Consider the following 15,117-nt stretch of genomic DNA (forward strand, 5'->3'; position numbering starts at 1 on the left):
GTAAGTGCCTGATAAGAGAATTAAAACAAGCGTCGGTATCTGGGCCTTTGGGCCGGCAATAACGCGTTTTGTCCCCGGAGGTTACCACCCGGACCTTAGTGGCTGTCCTGTGGAAGAAAGGGTGCAAAAGGCCCTGGCGGGCCTGGGTCCGCTGGTCGACGGCTATGAATTTCATTATCCCGGGGAAATCAACGAAGAAAATGTAACCAGGATTCAGGACATCCTGGGGCCGGACCACGATATATATACCATCTGCTATGGGCTGGTCCCGGTCCCGCATTATGCATTGGGCGCTTTAATCAACCCCGACGCCGGACGGCGCCGGGAAGCCTTGACCTCCATGAAGCGTGGTATCGAACTGGCCGCCCGGGTGGGAGCTAAATATATCTACTGGCCCGGTAATGAAGGATACAACTATCCCTTCCAGCGCGATTACAGCCGCATGTGGGCATGGTTTATTGAGGGTATCCAGGAGTGCGTTGAGTACGCCAATACTTTAAATGTAACCTTCATCCTAGAACACAAAAACAGCGAGCCGGCCATGCGTATCCTCCTGCGGGATATCGGCGTAGCCATGTTCGTTATTAAAAAGTTGAAAGAGCTGGGCACCGATGTCGATAATGTCAAAATAAATATGGACTGGCAGCATCTCATTATGAACGGGGAGCCGCTGGGTGAATATGCCGCCCTGCTGGCAGGGGAAGGGCTGCTGGGGCACCAACATGCCAATTCCGGCTGGGGCAGTTTTGACGATGATAATATGGTCGGCGCCTCTTTTTTTATGGAGACCCTTGATCTGGCCAAAGAGCTGCAACGATCCGGTTACGGTAAAAATGGCGAACGCATCGGCTTTGATCTTTTCCCCTATACCGAAGATCCCGTCGAAGCCGTTAAACGCAGCATCCTGCAATGGGAATTCATCTATGACCTGGCTGGCAGGATAGACGATCAGGAACTTCAGCAAGCCAAGAATAAGGCTGATGCCGTGGCTGCCTACCGGGCGGTATACACGGCCCTGGGCCTGGATGCGGTCTACGAGCGCCAGGTTTACGCGCGGTATGCAGGCAGGTAAAGGCCGAATTGATTGTCAGGCTACTTTTATAGGAATAAAATCCTTTTTCAGGTAGCTACATGCTAAAATTTTTACTAAAAGGCCGATAGTGGCCCTTTAACTTCCAGGAGGTAATATGTTATGCCGCAAGACCAATCCGCGGTTGCCCTCTGTACCGATATGTGGAATCTGGTCGATATCAATATCAGTAAAAAAGATAGGGAAATATTGAGGAATCTGGCTGTCAAGGTTGCCGAACTGGCCGCGCGTCCGGTTGAGGAAGAGAAGAAAAAACTCTGGTATAAGCTCAATGCCCTGGAACCCACCCGGCCGGTGATATTCTGCGACCCGGAAAATGGTTGGAATGAGATTATCACAGATGACCAGATGCAATGCCAAGGAGAACTGGCCCAGAAATGGGAAATGACGTTGCGAAAGGAGATATTCTGGGGCGCATCCATGGGCGACGATAGGGTCATCGAACCTTATTTCAATGTGGCCTATGTTGCCCATAACAGCGGCTGGGGTATGGAAGAAAAAAAGATCAAAGTTGAAGCAGAAGGTTCCTATCGCTGGGAAGCCCCCCTGAAGGACTTTAAGGATATGGATAAACTCCACTTTCCCGAGATAACGGTCGATTACGAGCGGACTCAAAAGTTATTTGACCTGGCCAAAGAGGTTTTCGGGGATATCCTGATGGTTCGCCTTAAAGGCGTGTGGTGGTGGACCCTAGGTATGACCTGGACCCTGGTAAACCTGCGCGGCCTGGAGCAGATTATGTGGGACATGTATGATTACCCCCGAGAGCTGCATCAACTAATGGCCTTCCTGCGCGACGGCCACCTGCACATGCTGGACTTCCTGGAAGAAAATGGCCTCCTCAGCTTGAATAATGACGGCACCTATGTGGGCTCGGGTGGCTTTGGCTGGACCCGGGAACTACCGCAGGAAGATTTTTGTGGCCAAGTAAGGACCCGCGACATGTGGGGCTTTGCCGAAAGCCAGGAAACAAGCCAGGTTTCTCCGGAGATGTTTGCCGAGTTCATCTTTCCTTATCAACTGCCCATCCTGGAGCGATTTGGTTTAAATTGCTACGGCTGTTGTGAAGCGTTAAATAAGAGATGGGATGTTGTTAAAAAAGCCCCCCGGCTAAGGAGAGTATCTGTTTCCCCGTGGGCGGACCTTAAGGATATGGCTGAAAAACTGGGGAGTGATTATGTCTTTTCCATGAAGCCCAACCCTGCCTATCTGGCGGTAGAAAAAATCGATGTGGATTTTATTCGCAGCAGCTTGCGCGGGGCCTTTAAAATAACGCGCAACTGCCGGGTGGAGGTGATAATGAAGGATAATCACACCATCGGCCACAATCCAGAAAATGTCATCAAATGGTGCCGGATTGCTAGGGAAGAAGCGGAGAACATCTAAGGAACAAGTCAACCGAACCTAGCATTACCTATGCTGTCCACCTAGCAGCCAGCGCGGTGAAGAAGGCAGCGGGTAATGCCATGGTAGAGCTTTATAGCTTCAGTTTTACCATGGCGAAGGTAGGCGACCATGATGGTCCAGGCCATGACCGGATTGGTTAATGTCGTAGAGGCAAATGACTAGGAAGTCGGGGAATCCCAGCCGCTTTAACGACCAGCAGGAGATAACCTTTTACCTACCAAAGCTGTAACCACCGCTATAATGACAGGGGTAATATCCAACCGCGTTATCGATCTGGTAGCTACGATTGCCAATACCACCTATGCTGAAGCATTGGTCATGCTCAAACGGGTATTGCAGGCGGCAGGATGGTTATAAGTTGAAGCTGAACAAAAAGCAAGCCGGCATGGTTATGCCCGGATAGGTAATGCTGGTTATAATAGGCTGGCCAACGCCCGGGCCATTATTAAGGGGGCGAAGGGAAGGGGATAGGCCAAGACCTATCCCCTTTTAAAGCTACGATGGTAGAAGCGCGGTTTAAATAGCCAAAACCCAGGGCAAGTTCAATGTTCCAATTGTCTTCGCAGGGCGTTTATCACTTCCAGAGTAAACCCCGTGGCCTGGTAATGATAGCCGTGTATTTATTCCGGGTCATGGTATGGCTAAGATAAACGCTGCAGAACGCATGCGGGAAGGATAAGGCCCACCCAAGGGATAAGGAGGGCCTTTATCGGCAGTAGGGGTCACTGCTCCATCTGCTTTTTAAGCGTAGTTATTTTCCATCGGTGGTTTGCGAATTCTCCCGGGAAACCTTCTCCAGGTAATTGACAATATGTTGACAGAACACCGTGAAATCTCCAAGCCGATTTTGTAAGATTTCATATAATTCTGCCGGTGTAACCTTGTTATACTCATGGACTAAACGGTTACGATAGCCAGCCATACCTAAAATCTGTGGAGCAAAATCTGATGGCAAGATATCATTGTCCCTTAACCTCTCGATTATCGTCCGGTAGTCCGCGGGGACAGCCAGGCCGGATTTCACGACAATATGGCGCCCCAGATCAAATAAGGCTTCCAGAGCCCGCCGCAGGCGATTTTCCGCGATGTCCACGGTATCTTCATCCTGAAGGAATTGCTCCCGCGAGAGGCTTGCCAGAAGTTGTAACCTTTGCATAGCCCGCTGGATGATCCCCAGCCTTTCGGCGATTAATTCTTCATTAAACAAACGCAGCAGCCTCCTTGATCGCCTCATATAATTCCCGCCGGCCTTGCTGTAAATGGTAATCATAATCCATATATAAACCGGAAATAACGTACTCAAAATCTGTCCGGCGCTCTGTATCCTGGCAATAAATCACCCTGCCGGTGCTGATCACTTCAAAAGCCATGGATATGGTTGCTGAGTTTAAGAAAAGCAGGTCTACTTCCAGGGGAGAAAAAATCTCTCCCAGCTGTGGGTAGAGAGACATATAAATAGTGGTGATACTGCCTGCTGGTTCTCGGAGAAGGACTGCCAGGTCTACATCCCGCGCCTGATCTGACCTGCTTAAATAAGAGCCGAACAGGTATACAGCCACTATCTCCGGGTATTGTTGAAAGACCCTCCCTAGAGCGGGGAGGTTTTTTGGCCCATGCATACCGGCACCTACTTTTTGTGATATTCTTAACCCGGCTCCCTTACTGTTCCGGTTGTCTTCATAGAGCGTTTTTCTCTGCCAGAGTAAACCCTGCGACCTGGGTAATGATAGCCGTGTATTTATTCCTAACCCGGACTAACCGGACCCAAACCTTACCGCCTTACTTTTTTCCACTTTGCGAAGATGTTCGGAAGTAAGGGCCTAAGAGCGGATCATGGTCAGGACCATCTTGAAATTCTTGACGGCCCGTAGGGCATGGGGGTGGTTAGCAGGCATGATTACTGCTTCCCCCTGGTGGACGCGCAGGGATTGCCCATCGATAATAACTTCAGCTTCCCCGTCCAGGATGTATACCAGGGCGTCGTAAGGGGCTGTGTGCTCGCTCAACCTCTGCCCGGAGGCGAAAGCGAATAAAGTAACTGTGCCGGTTTTTTGATCAATAATAGTCCGGCTGACGATGGTACCTTCCTGGTAGCCAGCCAGCTCGCTTAAATTGGCCGCCCGGGCCATCAGGATACCGCCGGTCTTTTCCTTTTGATCCTCCATATTAATCATATTAATCCCCCACTTGCATATTAATATTTCCTGGTTTATTATACCACATTGCTACGCTCCCCATAAAAGGCGGAAGCAGTTATTTTTATTCCCCCGCGCGGTTTCTGGATGATAGTAACTTTGCACCAGTGGGGCGAGCAAGCCTGGTAAATATCACCGGCAATGGTAGCGGCCAGGGCTTCACAAAAGGCACCCTCTTCCCGGAAACTCCATAGATATAGCTTGAGACTTTTAGATTCAATGCAGAACTTATCGGGCATGTATTCAATTATTACCGTTTCCCAGTCCGGTTGCCCAGTTATCGGGCAGAGGCTTGTTACTTCGTCGGATTCCATGATGACTGTTGTAACATGGTCGGGTTTAGGAAATACTTCCAATTTTTTGCGCGGTTCACGGACGACCTTTCCTAAGGCTTCAAACTCCATCACTTGAGGTCCTCCCCGGTTACCATAAAAGGATTAAAGTTAGTTTTATAGTCATAGTAATCTTCGTTTTCCACCCTCTTCAGCCAGCCGGTTACAGCATAAGTCAGGGGTGTGGCCAGGGCTTCATAGGTGGTCTTGAAGAGGTAATTGGTTATTATCATGCGTATCAGGACGGTTTCCGGTACAATACCGGTAAAAGCGATGGTGATAAACAGGGCCGTGTCTACCAGCTGGCCGGCTATGGTCGAGCCAATGGTCCTGGTCCATAACCAGCGTCCTTTGGTGAAAATTTTTAGTTTGGCCAGGATATAGGAGTTGGTAAATTCACCGCAGAAAAAGGCTACCAGGCTGGCCGTAACTATCCTGGGTATCTGCCCCAGTATCCGCTGGTAGGCTTCTTGGCCTCCCCAGGAAGGGGCAGCAGGCAGCATGCCGACCAGCCAGTAAATAAAGGACATAAAGATACAGGCTATAAATCCCGTCCAGATTACTACCCGGCTACGCCTGTAGCCGTAAACTTCAGTTAAAATATCGCCAAAGATATAGGAGAAGGGGAATAAAATAACGGCGCCGTCGAAAAAGAATGGCCCGAAGATCGCCACTTTGACGGCCACCGTGTTGGAGAGGAGCAATACCACCACGAAGGCAACCATTACGAAGGGAAAAATTTTGTAACGCAAGAGGATCACTCCTTGTTTTGTTCAGGCGGGTGACTACGACCGCCAGCCCGGAGGCTAATCTTACATTAACAGCTTCAGGATATCCTGTCAATATAGAAGCAGCAGGAATTTCTGCGGCATTTTTGTCCTCGCGGCCACATAATTCCCCCTTTTCTTGGAGATGATCCTTTACGGGTAATTGGGATCCATAATTAAGACGCCTCGAAAATTACTTGTAGATTAAAGGAGGAGATTTTTAATGGCCGCTCAATACGGTGCCCATGAGGTCATGGAGGTTCACGAGGTATTAACCGATACCGTCGACGGTATCAACCAGTTCCAGCTCTACCGTCCCCACACCAGGGACCAGCAGTTGCGCAGTATCCTGGATAAGCAGCTCCGGTTTATGACCCAGGAATACAACAATATGGTTCAGGCTATCAACCAGCGGGGCATGAGCCAGGCGGTACCCTACCGCACCGTAAGGAATGCCAACCCTGTGTACGGCCTGGACAACCCGAGCTCCCTGACGCCCAATACCTCCCTGGACGACATGGATGACCGGGATGTAGCCAGCGGGATGTTGGGATGCCATAAAGCCTCGGCAACTATGCGCATGACTGCTTCCCTGGAGTGCGCTGACCCTGAATTGCGGCGGTTAATCCAGCAGGGGGCCATCAATTGCTCCGAACAGGCCTACGAAGTCTGGCAGTATATGAACCAGAAGGGTTATTACCAGGTCCCGACCATGAAAGAGATGACGACCAGCACCATGATGAACACCTACTCATCCGCCAATACAAGTGGTCTGGCTCAGCATCAATACCAATAGGGCGCCCGGACCAGCGGGGCGCTGCGGCCATTCATAAGGTGGACACCCCCGCTACCAGGCACCGGTAGTGGATGCAAACGGCATCAGGCGGACCAAATAGATGTGGCTACTAACAGATGCTGAAGTGTAAGCGCAAAAGGCTGCTGACCGGATACAATCAGCAGCCTTTTGCCGTATGGCCTGATTCCGCAGGCAGGAAATAGTTGGCGCAGATGCCCGGAACTAAAGGCGGAGTCTGTTCTAACTGGAGCTTTCCTTTTGCAGGGGTTGGACGGGCGGGCTGAGGTTCATTTTTAAAGCCTGGGCCAGCATGCGGCCGGCAAAGGTTTGGAACTCCGGTGTCCGGATCAAGTTCCACATAAGCTGTAAAGAGGAAGCCGGCAGGGCCATACCGGCGGGTGTACCGGAAGCCGCGGCCGGTTGAACTCCCAGGTCGGCCTGCAGGGTGGTTTTGGTAACGGTGAGGATATTGTTGGCGGTGGTAACGCCGACCTCGGTGTAGTTGAGGAAATTGCGCAGTTTTTCGATCCAGGATTGCAACAGCGACAGGAACTGGTCAATATTACCGTTCAGTAAGGCTTCCTGAAAAAGGGCCTGGCTGCGAGCGGCCAAAGTTACGGGTTCGTCCTGGCGCGGCGGGCTGTCCTGGGGCTCTTCCTTTGTATTATCCAGACCACCGGCTGCCGGCAAGGCGGGGGTTTTTTCCTGTTCGGGATCCCCTTTTTCCTGGCGGGCTTCTTTATCGCCGCCCAGGATACCCATTTCAGGGAAGCTTAATTTTTTTGCCCTAACTTCCATAATAAATAGTCACCCCTCATTTTTAGACCTGCTGCATTATATGCAAAAGCGCCGGGGATGGGGAAAAGTAAAGCATTTTCGCAGGAGTTTCTTGCTGGAACCTTGCAGGTTTTTTACTCTGCCGGGGCGAATATAACCAGGGTTTAGGAGGGTGAAGGTCTTGGCAGATTTTATGTCACTACTTAACGACCCCCAGCAGGAGGCCGTCAAACACCGGGGCACGCCCCTCCTGGTCCTGGCCGGGGCCGGCAGCGGCAAAACCCGGGTTCTTACCTACCGGGTAGCCTCCTTGATCCAGGAGGGGGTGCGGCCGGAGAATATCCTGGCAGTTACCTTTACCAATAAGGCGGCCGGGGAGATGAAGGAACGCCTGGCCGGGCTGGTAGGGGAGGCCGTCCGGGGCCTCCAGGTCAGCACCTTTCATTCCGCCTGCGTCCGCATTCTCAGGCGGGAAGCCCATCTCCTGGGCTACCGGCCGAATTTCGTCATTTATGATACCGACGATCAGCAGGCTGTCCTTAAAGGTGCCTTAAAGGAACTCAACCTGGACGAGAAAAAATACCCGCCCCGCTCCCTGGCAGCGGTCATTAACTCGGCCAAAAACGATCTGCAGACCCCGGAACGTTTCCTGGACAGGGCGGCCACCTTTCGGGAGCAACAACAGGGCCAGGTCTACCGCCGTTACCAGGAGCAGCTCCGGGACTTGAACGCCATGGATTTCGACGATCTGATTATGCAGACGGTCTTTCTCTGGCAGCAGAACCCCCTGGTTTTGCGCTATTACCAGCAGCGCTGGCAGCATATCCTGGTGGACGAGTATCAGGATACCAACCATGCCCAGTACCTCCTGGTGCGCCTCCTGGCCGGCAAGGGGGACAACCTCTGCGTCGTCGGCGACCCGGACCAGGGTATTTACGGCTGGCGGGGGGCTGATATCGGCAATATCCTGGCCTTTGAGGAGGACTTCCCCCGGGCGCGGGTAATTCTCCTGGAGGAAAACTACCGCTCCACCCGGCCCATCCTCCAGGCCGCCAATACCGTCATCCAGCATAATGAAGGACGCCGGGAAAAACGCCTCTGGACGCGGCGGCAGGAGGGGGAGCTGCTGTACATCTACCGGGCCGCCGACGAGCGGGACGAGGGGAGTTTCATCGCCGGCGAGGTCTACCGCCGCCACCAGGAGGAGGGACGGCCCTTTAACGACTTTGCCGTTCTCTACCGTACCCACGCCCAGTCCCGGGCCCTGGAGGAGGCATTCCTCCAGGCCGGCGTTCCCTACGAGATTATCGGGGGTTTGAAATTCTACCAGCGGAAAGAAATCAAGGATATCCTGGCTTACCTACGGGTCATCGCCAACCCGGACGACAGCATCAGCTTGCTGCGGATTATCAACGTCCCCCGGCGGGGGATCGGTGATATCACCCTGTCCCGGCTGGAAACTGCCGCGGCTGTCGAGGGCAGTAGCCTGTATGGGATCCTGACCCGGGTGGACACTGTTGCCGGCCTCCCCGCCCGGGGACGGCAGGCGTTGCAGGAATTGGTGCAACTCCTGGATAACCTCCGCCGGCAACAGGAAGAATTAACAGTGACGGACCTGGTTACGGCCATCTTGAAGGAAACCGGCTACCAGGCGGAACTGGAGGCCGAGAAAACCCCCGAGGCCCAGGCCCGGCTGGAAAACCTGAAGGAGTTCCAGACGGTGACCCGGAGCTACGACCAGGGCACCCCGGAACCAAACTTGGGGGATTTCCTTACCCAGGTGGCCCTGGTGGCGGAGAGCGATACCTACACCGGCACCGGCGGGGTGGCTCTGATGACCATGCATACGGCTAAAGGGCTGGAGTTCCCGGTGGTTTTCCTGGCAGGCCTGGAGGAGGGGGTTTTTCCTCATTTTCGTTCCCTGGACGATCCAGCGGAAATGGAGGAAGAGCGGCGCCTCTGCTATGTAGGCATGACCCGGGCCCGGGAGGTACTCTACCTTACCCACGCCTGGACCCGTAACCTCTACGGCAGTACCATGAGCAATCCCCCTTCCCGCTTCCTAGATGAGGTACCGGCCGATTTAATCCAGGACACAGGGACAGGCTCCCTGTACGCGGCCCTCCCCGGCAAAGGGGAGGAGCGGCAGGAACGGTCAGGCTGGCAGCGAGGACCGGCCCGCAGCCGGACCGCCCCGCCGCGGAAGACCGGTGGAGCCTGGCAGGTGGGGGATAAGGTCCAGCATAACTCCTGGGGCGTAGGTGTTGTCGTCAAGATTAGCGGCACCGGTGACGATACGATCATCAGCGTCGCCTTCCCCGAGCGGGGCATCAAGCAACTGGCAGTCGCCTACGCCCCGGTGAGAAAGGTTTAGAAGTTTATTTTCGGAGGAATAGCTCTATGGATCTATCCGCCGCCCGGCAACGGGTAACCGAACTGCGGCGCCTGATTGAAGAGCACAACTACCGCTACTACGTCCTGGACCAGCCGGTCATTAGCGACCAGGAATACGACGCCCTCATGCGCGAACTTTTGGCCCTGGAGGAAGCCTACCCGGAACTGCGGACGCCGGATTCCCCCAGCCAGCGGGTAGGGGGAGCGCCCCGGGAGGAATTCGCCCAGGTGCGCCATCCCCAGGCTCTGCTGAGCTTGAACGACGCCTTCAACGAAGGTGAACTGCTGGACTTTGACCGGCGCGTCCGGGAACTGGCCGGCGGCCCGGTGGAGTATGTCATCGAGGCCAAAATCGACGGTCTGGCCGTGGCCCTGACCTATAATGACGGTCTCTTTACCCTGGGGGCCACCCGGGGAGACGGTCAGGTGGGGGAAGAGGTCACGGCCAACCTCAAGACTATCCCCGCCCTGCCCTTGCGCCTGCGCCGCTCCCTACCCCTCCTCGTAGTCCGGGGGGAGGTTTATATGCCCAAGGGTGCCTTTACCGCCCTGAACGCCGCCCGGGAGGAAGCCGGGGAGCCCCTCTTTGCCAATCCCCGTAATGCCGCCGCCGGTTCATTGCGCCAGTTGGACCCGAAGATAACGGCCAGCCGCAGCTTGAGCCTCTTCGTCTACCAGGTAATCAGCCTCAGGGGCGCAACAGTATTCACCCAGACTGGGGCCCTGGATTTCCTGGCGGAAGTAGGCCTGCCCGTCAACCCCTACCGGGTCCTGGCCCCAGATATCCAGGCCGTCCTGGCGGAGGTCAAGGCCTGGACGCCGGAGAAGCGTGCCGCCTTACCTTATGAGATTGACGGCCTGGTTATCAAGGTCAACGACCTGGCCCTCCATCCCGTCCTGGGGGCGACGGCCAAAGCGCCCCGCTGGGCTATGGCCTACAAATTCCCAGCCGAGCAGGCTACCGCCAGGGTGGAGGGGATCATCCTGCGGGTGGGCCGTACCGGGGTGCTGACACCGACGGCCGTCCTGACGCCCGTCCGCCTGGCGGGGACCACCGTCAGCCGGGCTACTCTACATAACGAGGACTACATCCGCGAGAAGGATATTCGCATCGGCGATACGGTCATTGTCCAGAAGGCCGGCGATATCATCCCGGAGGTGGTGGCGGTGCTGCCCGAGCGGCGCACCGGGGTGGAAGAGGCCTTTACCATGCCGGAGCGCTGCCCGGCCTGCGGGGCGGCGGTAGTCCGGCCGCCGGGAGAGGCGGCCCACCGCTGTACCGGCGGCCTGGCCTGCCCGGCCCAGGTGCTGGAAGGCATTATCCACTTCGCCTCCCGGGGGGCCATGGATATCCAGGGCCTGGGGCCGGCCATCGTCGCCCAGCTCCTGGAGGCCGGCCTCCTCCACGACGCCGCCGACCTTTATTATTTAAAGAAAGAAGACCTGGTAAAGCTAGAGCGTTTCGCCGAACAGTCGGCTGGTAACCTGGTGGCGGCCATTGCCGCCAGCAAGGAGCAGCCCCTGGAGCGCCTCCTCTTCGCCCTGGGGATTCGCCATGTCGGCCAGCGGGCGGCGCGGGTTCTGGCCGGCCACTTCCGCACCCTGGACCGCCTGGCCGGAGCCTCCCTTGAGGAGATAACGGACCTGCCGGACATCGGCCCCCGCATTGCCGAGAGCATCCGGGAATTCTTCGCCGAGCCGCGCAACCTGGCCGTCCTGGAAAAATTGCAAAGGGCCGGGGTACGGCTGACGGCTGCTGGAGCAGGTACGGCCGCACCGGGCACAGCAGTCCCGGATACCACGGCCGGGCCTTTAACGGGCAAGACCTTTGTCCTCACCGGCACCCTGCCGGGGATGACCCGCCAGGAGGCAGAGAAGCTAATCACCAGTGCTGGGGGCAAGGTGAGCAGCAGTGTCAGTAAAAAGACCGACTACGTCGTCGCCGGCGACAAGCCCGGATCCAAGTACGATCGCGCCCGGGAACTGGGTGTGCCCGTGATTGATCTGGAGGGTTTAAAACGTTTGCTGGAAGGAAAACGGAGCTGGCGACGAGAAGATCTATATGACCGGGTTTAACCCGTACACGTTGCCGTTAGCCAACCCTTCTGCTATAATTAGGCAGAAAGTATGCCAGAAAAGGTGGTTAAAGATATGCCCATCAGCACTGACGAAGTTGAGCATGTGGCCCTGCTGGCCCGCCTGAAACTCTCCCCGGAGGAGAAGGCGGCCTATACGGAACAGCTCAATGCTATTTTGGAGTATATGGATAAGCTAAACGCCCTGGACACCAGGGACGTGGAGCCGACCGCCCACGTCTTACCCTTGCGCAATGTCTTTCGCGACGACGTCGCCCGGCCCGGCCTGCCTCGGGAAAAGGCCCTCCAGGGGGCACCGGAGGTTAGCGAAGGCCAGTTTAAAGTACCGCGGGTAGTATAGGCCGGGAGGTTAATATAATGGAGTTACATTACTTAACAGCCCATGAACTGGGTGAACTTTTGCAGCGCCGTGAGGTCAGCGCAGTGGAGGCTACCGAGGCCCTGATCGATCGCATTGAAGCCCTGGACGGACGGGTGCAGGCCTTTGTCACCCGGACGGCGGAGCAGGCACTGGAACAGGCCCGGTCCATCGATGCCGCCCGCGCCCGGGGCGAGGAATTGGGGCCCCTGGCCGGGGTGCCCATGGCCATGAAGGACAACCTCTGCACCGCCGGGGTGCGGACCACCTGCTCGTCCCGGATGCTGGCCGACTGGGTTCCCCCCTACGACGCCGCTGTGGTCCGGCGCCTGCAGGCGGCCGGGGCTATTATGCTGGGCAAGCTCAATATGGACGAGTTCGCCATGGGGTCCTCCACGGAGAACTCCCATTTCTTTCCCACCCGTAACCCCTGGGACCTGGAGCGGGTGCCGGGGGGTTCCAGCGGCGGCGCCGTGGCCGCGGTGGCCGCCGGCGAGGCCTTCTACTCCCTGGGATCGGATACTGGCGGCTCCATCCGCCAGCCGGCTTCCTTCTGCGGCGTCGTGGGGATGAAGCCCACCTACGGCCGGGTCTCCCGTTACGGCCTGGTGGCCTTTGCCTCCTCCCTGGACCAGATCGGCCCCATTACCCGGGACGTCACCGACTGCGCCCTGGTTCTGGGGACCATTGCCGGCCACGACCCGGCGGATTCCACTGCCGCCGACCTACCGGTGCCTGATTACCGGGCCGCCTTGAAACCCGAGGTCAAGGGGCTAAAAATAGGCGTGCCCCGGGAGTACTTTGGTGCCGGTATGGAACCGGAAGTGGCGACCATCGTCCGCCGGGCCATTGCCAAACTGGAAGAACTGGGGGCTGTCTGCGAAGAAACCTCCCTGCCCCATACGGAGTACGCCCTGCCAGCCTACTACCTAGTGGCCCCGGCCGAGGCCTCATCCAACCTGGCCCGTTATGACGGCGTCAGCTACGGCCTGCGGGTGCCGGGCAAGGATATTATTGAGATGTATATGAACACCCGCAGCGCGGGTTTCGGCCCTGAGGTCAAGCGGCGGATTATGCTGGGGACCTACGCCCTGAGCTCGGGCTACTACGATGCCTATTACCTGAAGGCCCTCAAAGTCCGGACCCTCATCCGCCGGGATTTTGCAGCGGCCTTTAAGAAATATGATCTCCTGGCCACGCCCACTTCCCCGACGGTGGCCTTCCGCCTGGGCGAAAAGGCCGGGGATCCCTTGGCCATGTACCTCTCCGACCTGTGCACCATCCCCATTAACATGGCCGGGCTGCCGGCCCTCTCCTTGCCCTGCGGTTTCAGCCAGGGATTGCCTGTCGGCCTGCAGCTCATTGGCCAGCCCTTTGCCGAGGCGACCCTGTTGCAGGCGGCCTATGCCTTCGAACAAAATACGGAATACCACCGGCGGCGGCCGGAACTGGGGGTGGCGTAATGGATTACGAAACAGTCATCGGCCTGGAAGTCCATACAGAACTGAAGACGGCCTCCAAGGCCTTCTGTAATTGCACTACGGCCTTCGGCGGCGAGCCCAATACCCATGTCTGCCCGGTCTGCCTGGGATTACCGGGGGTGCTGCCGGTTATCAACCGCCAGGTGGTGGAATTCGGCTTAAAAACCGCCCTGGCCCTGAACTGCCGGGTAGAGCCCTTTTGCAAATTTGACCGTAAGAACTACTATTACCCCGACCTCCCCAAGAACTATCAAGTATCCCAGTACGACCTGCCCCTGGCCACCGGCGGCCACCTGACTATCAACGTTGACGGCCGGGAGCGAGTCATCGGCATCACCAGGGTGCATATGGAAGAAGACGCCGGCAAACTGGTCCACGTGGACGGCCCCGGCGGCGGTTACTCCCTGGTGGATTATAACCGGACCGGTGTCCCCCTGCTGGAGATCGTCTCTGAACCGGACCTGCGTTCCCCGGCGGAGGCCCGGGCCTATATGGAGAAGCTGCGATCCATCCTCCAGTACCTGGACGTCTCGGACTGCAAAATGGAAGAGGGTTCCTTACGCTGCGACGCCAATGTCTCCGTCCGGCCCCGGGGCAGTCAGACCTTCGGCACCAAGACGGAGGTCAAGAATATGAATTCCTTCCGCGCCCTGCAGCGGGCCCTGGAGTATGAGGTGGAGCGCCAGATCGCCGTCCTGGAGAGCGGCGGCCGGGTGGAACAGGCCACCATGGCCTGGGATGAGAGCCGGGGTATTACCACCGTTATGCGGACCAAGGAGCAGGCCCACGACTACCGCTACTTCCCGGAACCGGACCTGGTGCCTCTGGAGATTGACGTCGCCTGGGTGGAGGCCGTGCGCCGGGAGCTACCGGAGCTGCCTGATGCCCGCTGCCGGCGGTTAATAGAGACCTACGGCCTGCCGGCCTATGACGCCGGGGTTATCACCAGTTCCCGGGACCTGGCCGAATACTTTGATCAAGTGGTAGCCCGTTACCCTGATGCTAAAGCCGCCAGCAACTGGATCATGGGGGATTTCCTGCGGCTCCTGAACGCCCGTAACCTGGAACCAGGGCAGACCCCGGTGCCGCCGGAGGAACTGGCCGGCCTGCTGCAGTTGCAAAAGGAAGGCACCATCAGCGGTAAAATCGCCAAGCAGGTCCTGGAAGAGATGTTTGCCAGCGGTAAAGGCGCCCGCCAGGTGGTAGAAGAAAAGGGCCTGGTCCAGATCAGCGATGCTGCCGCCCTGGGAAAGATTGTCGCTGAGGTTATCGCGGCCAATCCCAGTGTGGCGGAGGACTACCGCAACGGCAAAGAAAAGGCCCTGGGCTTCCTGGTGGGCCAGGTGATGAAGGCCACCCGGGGTAAAGCCAACCCCGGCCTGGTAAACCAGCTGCTGAAGGAAGGGTTATAGCCGGGTAGCAGG

14 protein-coding genes are annotated in these 15,117 nt (G+C 56.8%); 8 read left to right on the forward strand and 6 right to left on the reverse strand.

The genetic code is table 11. From position 1 onward, the window contains the following. Positions 1–4: 4 nt before the first annotated feature. On the forward strand, positions 5–1,072 hold the full coding sequence (locus tag SDD30_RS10175; protein WP_434074812.1) for a sugar phosphate isomerase/epimerase family protein: 1,068 nt from the start codon (positions 5–7) through the stop codon (positions 1,070–1,072). 120 nt (positions 1,073–1,192) lie between these two features. Then, complete coding sequence (locus SDD30_RS10180) at positions 1,193–2,476, forward strand: hypothetical protein (protein ID WP_434074813.1); 1,284 nt, start codon at positions 1,193–1,195, stop codon at positions 2,474–2,476. Positions 2,477–3,248: 772 nt separating this feature from the next. On the opposite strand, the gene hepT is transcribed toward SDD30_RS10180, so the two are convergent. The 5 genes from hepT to SDD30_RS10205 form a co-directional block, all read right to left on the reverse strand. Beyond that, positions 3,249–3,704 (reverse strand): type VII toxin-antitoxin system HepT family RNase toxin, encoded by a 456-nt coding sequence (hepT, locus tag SDD30_RS10185; protein WP_434074814.1) that lies wholly within the window; start codon positions 3,702–3,704, stop codon positions 3,249–3,251. Further along, positions 3,697–4,116 (reverse strand): type VII toxin-antitoxin system MntA family adenylyltransferase antitoxin, encoded by a 420-nt coding sequence (mntA, locus tag SDD30_RS10190; RefSeq protein WP_434074815.1) that lies wholly within the window; start codon positions 4,114–4,116, stop codon positions 3,697–3,699. The genes hepT and mntA overlap by 8 nt, the downstream gene beginning before the upstream one ends. Before the next feature lie 201 nt (positions 4,117–4,317). Next, positions 4,318–4,662 (reverse strand): cupin domain-containing protein, encoded by a 345-nt coding sequence (locus tag SDD30_RS10195; RefSeq protein ID WP_434074869.1) that lies wholly within the window; start codon positions 4,660–4,662, stop codon positions 4,318–4,320. A gap of 47 nt (positions 4,663–4,709) precedes the next feature. Continuing rightward, on the reverse strand, positions 4,710–5,096 hold the full coding sequence (gene queF, locus SDD30_RS10200) for a preQ(1) synthase (protein WP_434074870.1): 387 nt from the start codon (positions 5,094–5,096) through the stop codon (positions 4,710–4,712). Beyond that, positions 5,096–5,776 (reverse strand): queuosine precursor transporter, encoded by a 681-nt coding sequence (locus SDD30_RS10205; RefSeq protein ID WP_434074816.1) that lies wholly within the window; start codon positions 5,774–5,776, stop codon positions 5,096–5,098. The genes queF and SDD30_RS10205 overlap by 1 nt, the downstream gene beginning before the upstream one ends. A gap of 238 nt (positions 5,777–6,014) precedes the next feature. On the opposite strand from SDD30_RS10205, the gene SDD30_RS10210 reads away from it, so the two are divergent. Further along, positions 6,015–6,587: a spore coat protein gene (locus SDD30_RS10210; protein ID WP_434074817.1), complete on the forward strand. Its 573-nt coding sequence runs from the start codon at positions 6,015–6,017 to the stop codon at positions 6,585–6,587. 240 nt (positions 6,588–6,827) lie between these two features. Here SDD30_RS10210 and SDD30_RS10215 read toward each other — a convergent pair whose 3' ends face one another. Beyond that, positions 6,828–7,385, reverse strand: a complete 558-nt coding sequence (locus tag SDD30_RS10215; RefSeq protein WP_434074818.1) for a hypothetical protein — start codon at positions 7,383–7,385, stop codon at positions 6,828–6,830. A 151-nt stretch (positions 7,386–7,536) separates the two neighbouring features. On the opposite strand from SDD30_RS10215, the gene pcrA reads away from it, so the two are divergent. The 5 genes from pcrA to gatB all read left to right on the forward strand — a co-directional run bounded on the left by pcrA (position 7,537) and on the right by gatB (position 15,105). After that, a complete protein-coding gene (gene pcrA / locus SDD30_RS10220; RefSeq protein ID WP_434074819.1) occupies positions 7,537–9,738 on the forward strand; it encodes a DNA helicase PcrA in 2,202 nt (733 codons plus the stop codon). Between the two features lie 26 nt (positions 9,739–9,764). Continuing rightward, positions 9,765–11,834, forward strand: a complete 2,070-nt coding sequence (gene ligA / locus SDD30_RS10225; protein ID WP_434074820.1) for an NAD-dependent DNA ligase LigA — start codon at positions 9,765–9,767, stop codon at positions 11,832–11,834. A 75-nt stretch (positions 11,835–11,909) separates the two neighbouring features. Beyond that, a complete protein-coding gene (gene gatC / locus SDD30_RS10230; protein WP_109206405.1) occupies positions 11,910–12,194 on the forward strand; it encodes an Asp-tRNA(Asn)/Glu-tRNA(Gln) amidotransferase subunit GatC in 285 nt (94 codons plus the stop codon). A gap of 17 nt (positions 12,195–12,211) precedes the next feature. Next, positions 12,212–13,675: an Asp-tRNA(Asn)/Glu-tRNA(Gln) amidotransferase subunit GatA gene (gene gatA, locus SDD30_RS10235; protein ID WP_434074821.1), complete on the forward strand. Its 1,464-nt coding sequence runs from the start codon at positions 12,212–12,214 to the stop codon at positions 13,673–13,675. Continuing rightward, positions 13,675–15,105, forward strand: a complete 1,431-nt coding sequence (gatB, locus tag SDD30_RS10240; RefSeq protein ID WP_434074822.1) for an Asp-tRNA(Asn)/Glu-tRNA(Gln) amidotransferase subunit GatB — start codon at positions 13,675–13,677, stop codon at positions 15,103–15,105. Before gatA ends, gatB begins: the two co-directional genes overlap by 1 nt. The last annotated feature ends 12 nt before the right edge of the window (positions 15,106–15,117 follow it).

The sequence above is a fragment of the Moorella naiadis (nom. illeg.) genome (assembly GCF_051020825.1).
Taxonomy (GTDB): Bacteria; Bacillota; DSM-521; order Neomoorellales; family Neomoorellaceae; genus Neomoorella; species Neomoorella naiadis.

What these genes read in the sequence shown, in the direction of transcription:
- mntA (WP_434074815.1), bottom strand. Translation starts at nt 4,116, where the DNA reads ATGCATGGGCCAAAAAACCTCCCCGCTCTAGGGAGGGTCTTTCAACAA.
- SDD30_RS10215 (WP_434074818.1), bottom strand. Translation starts at nt 7,385, where the DNA reads ATGGAAGTTAGGGCAAAAAAATTAAGCTTCCCTGAAATGGGTATCCTG.
- gatB (WP_434074822.1), top strand. Translation starts at nt 13,675, where the DNA reads ATGGATTACGAAACAGTCATCGGCCTGGAAGTCCATACAGAACTGAAG.
- SDD30_RS10180 (WP_434074813.1), top strand. Translation starts at nt 1,193, where the DNA reads ATGCCGCAAGACCAATCCGCGGTTGCCCTCTGTACCGATATGTGGAAT.
- ligA (WP_434074820.1), top strand. Translation starts at nt 9,765, where the DNA reads ATGGATCTATCCGCCGCCCGGCAACGGGTAACCGAACTGCGGCGCCTG.
- queF (WP_434074870.1), bottom strand. Translation starts at nt 5,096, where the DNA reads ATGGAGTTTGAAGCCTTAGGAAAGGTCGTCCGTGAACCGCGCAAAAAA.
- gatC (WP_109206405.1), top strand. Translation starts at nt 11,910, where the DNA reads ATGCCCATCAGCACTGACGAAGTTGAGCATGTGGCCCTGCTGGCCCGC.
- SDD30_RS10195 (WP_434074869.1), bottom strand. Translation starts at nt 4,662, where the DNA reads ATGGAGGATCAAAAGGAAAAGACCGGCGGTATCCTGATGGCCCGGGCG.
- SDD30_RS10210 (WP_434074817.1), top strand. Translation starts at nt 6,015, where the DNA reads ATGGCCGCTCAATACGGTGCCCATGAGGTCATGGAGGTTCACGAGGTA.
- gatA (WP_434074821.1), top strand. Translation starts at nt 12,212, where the DNA reads ATGGAGTTACATTACTTAACAGCCCATGAACTGGGTGAACTTTTGCAG.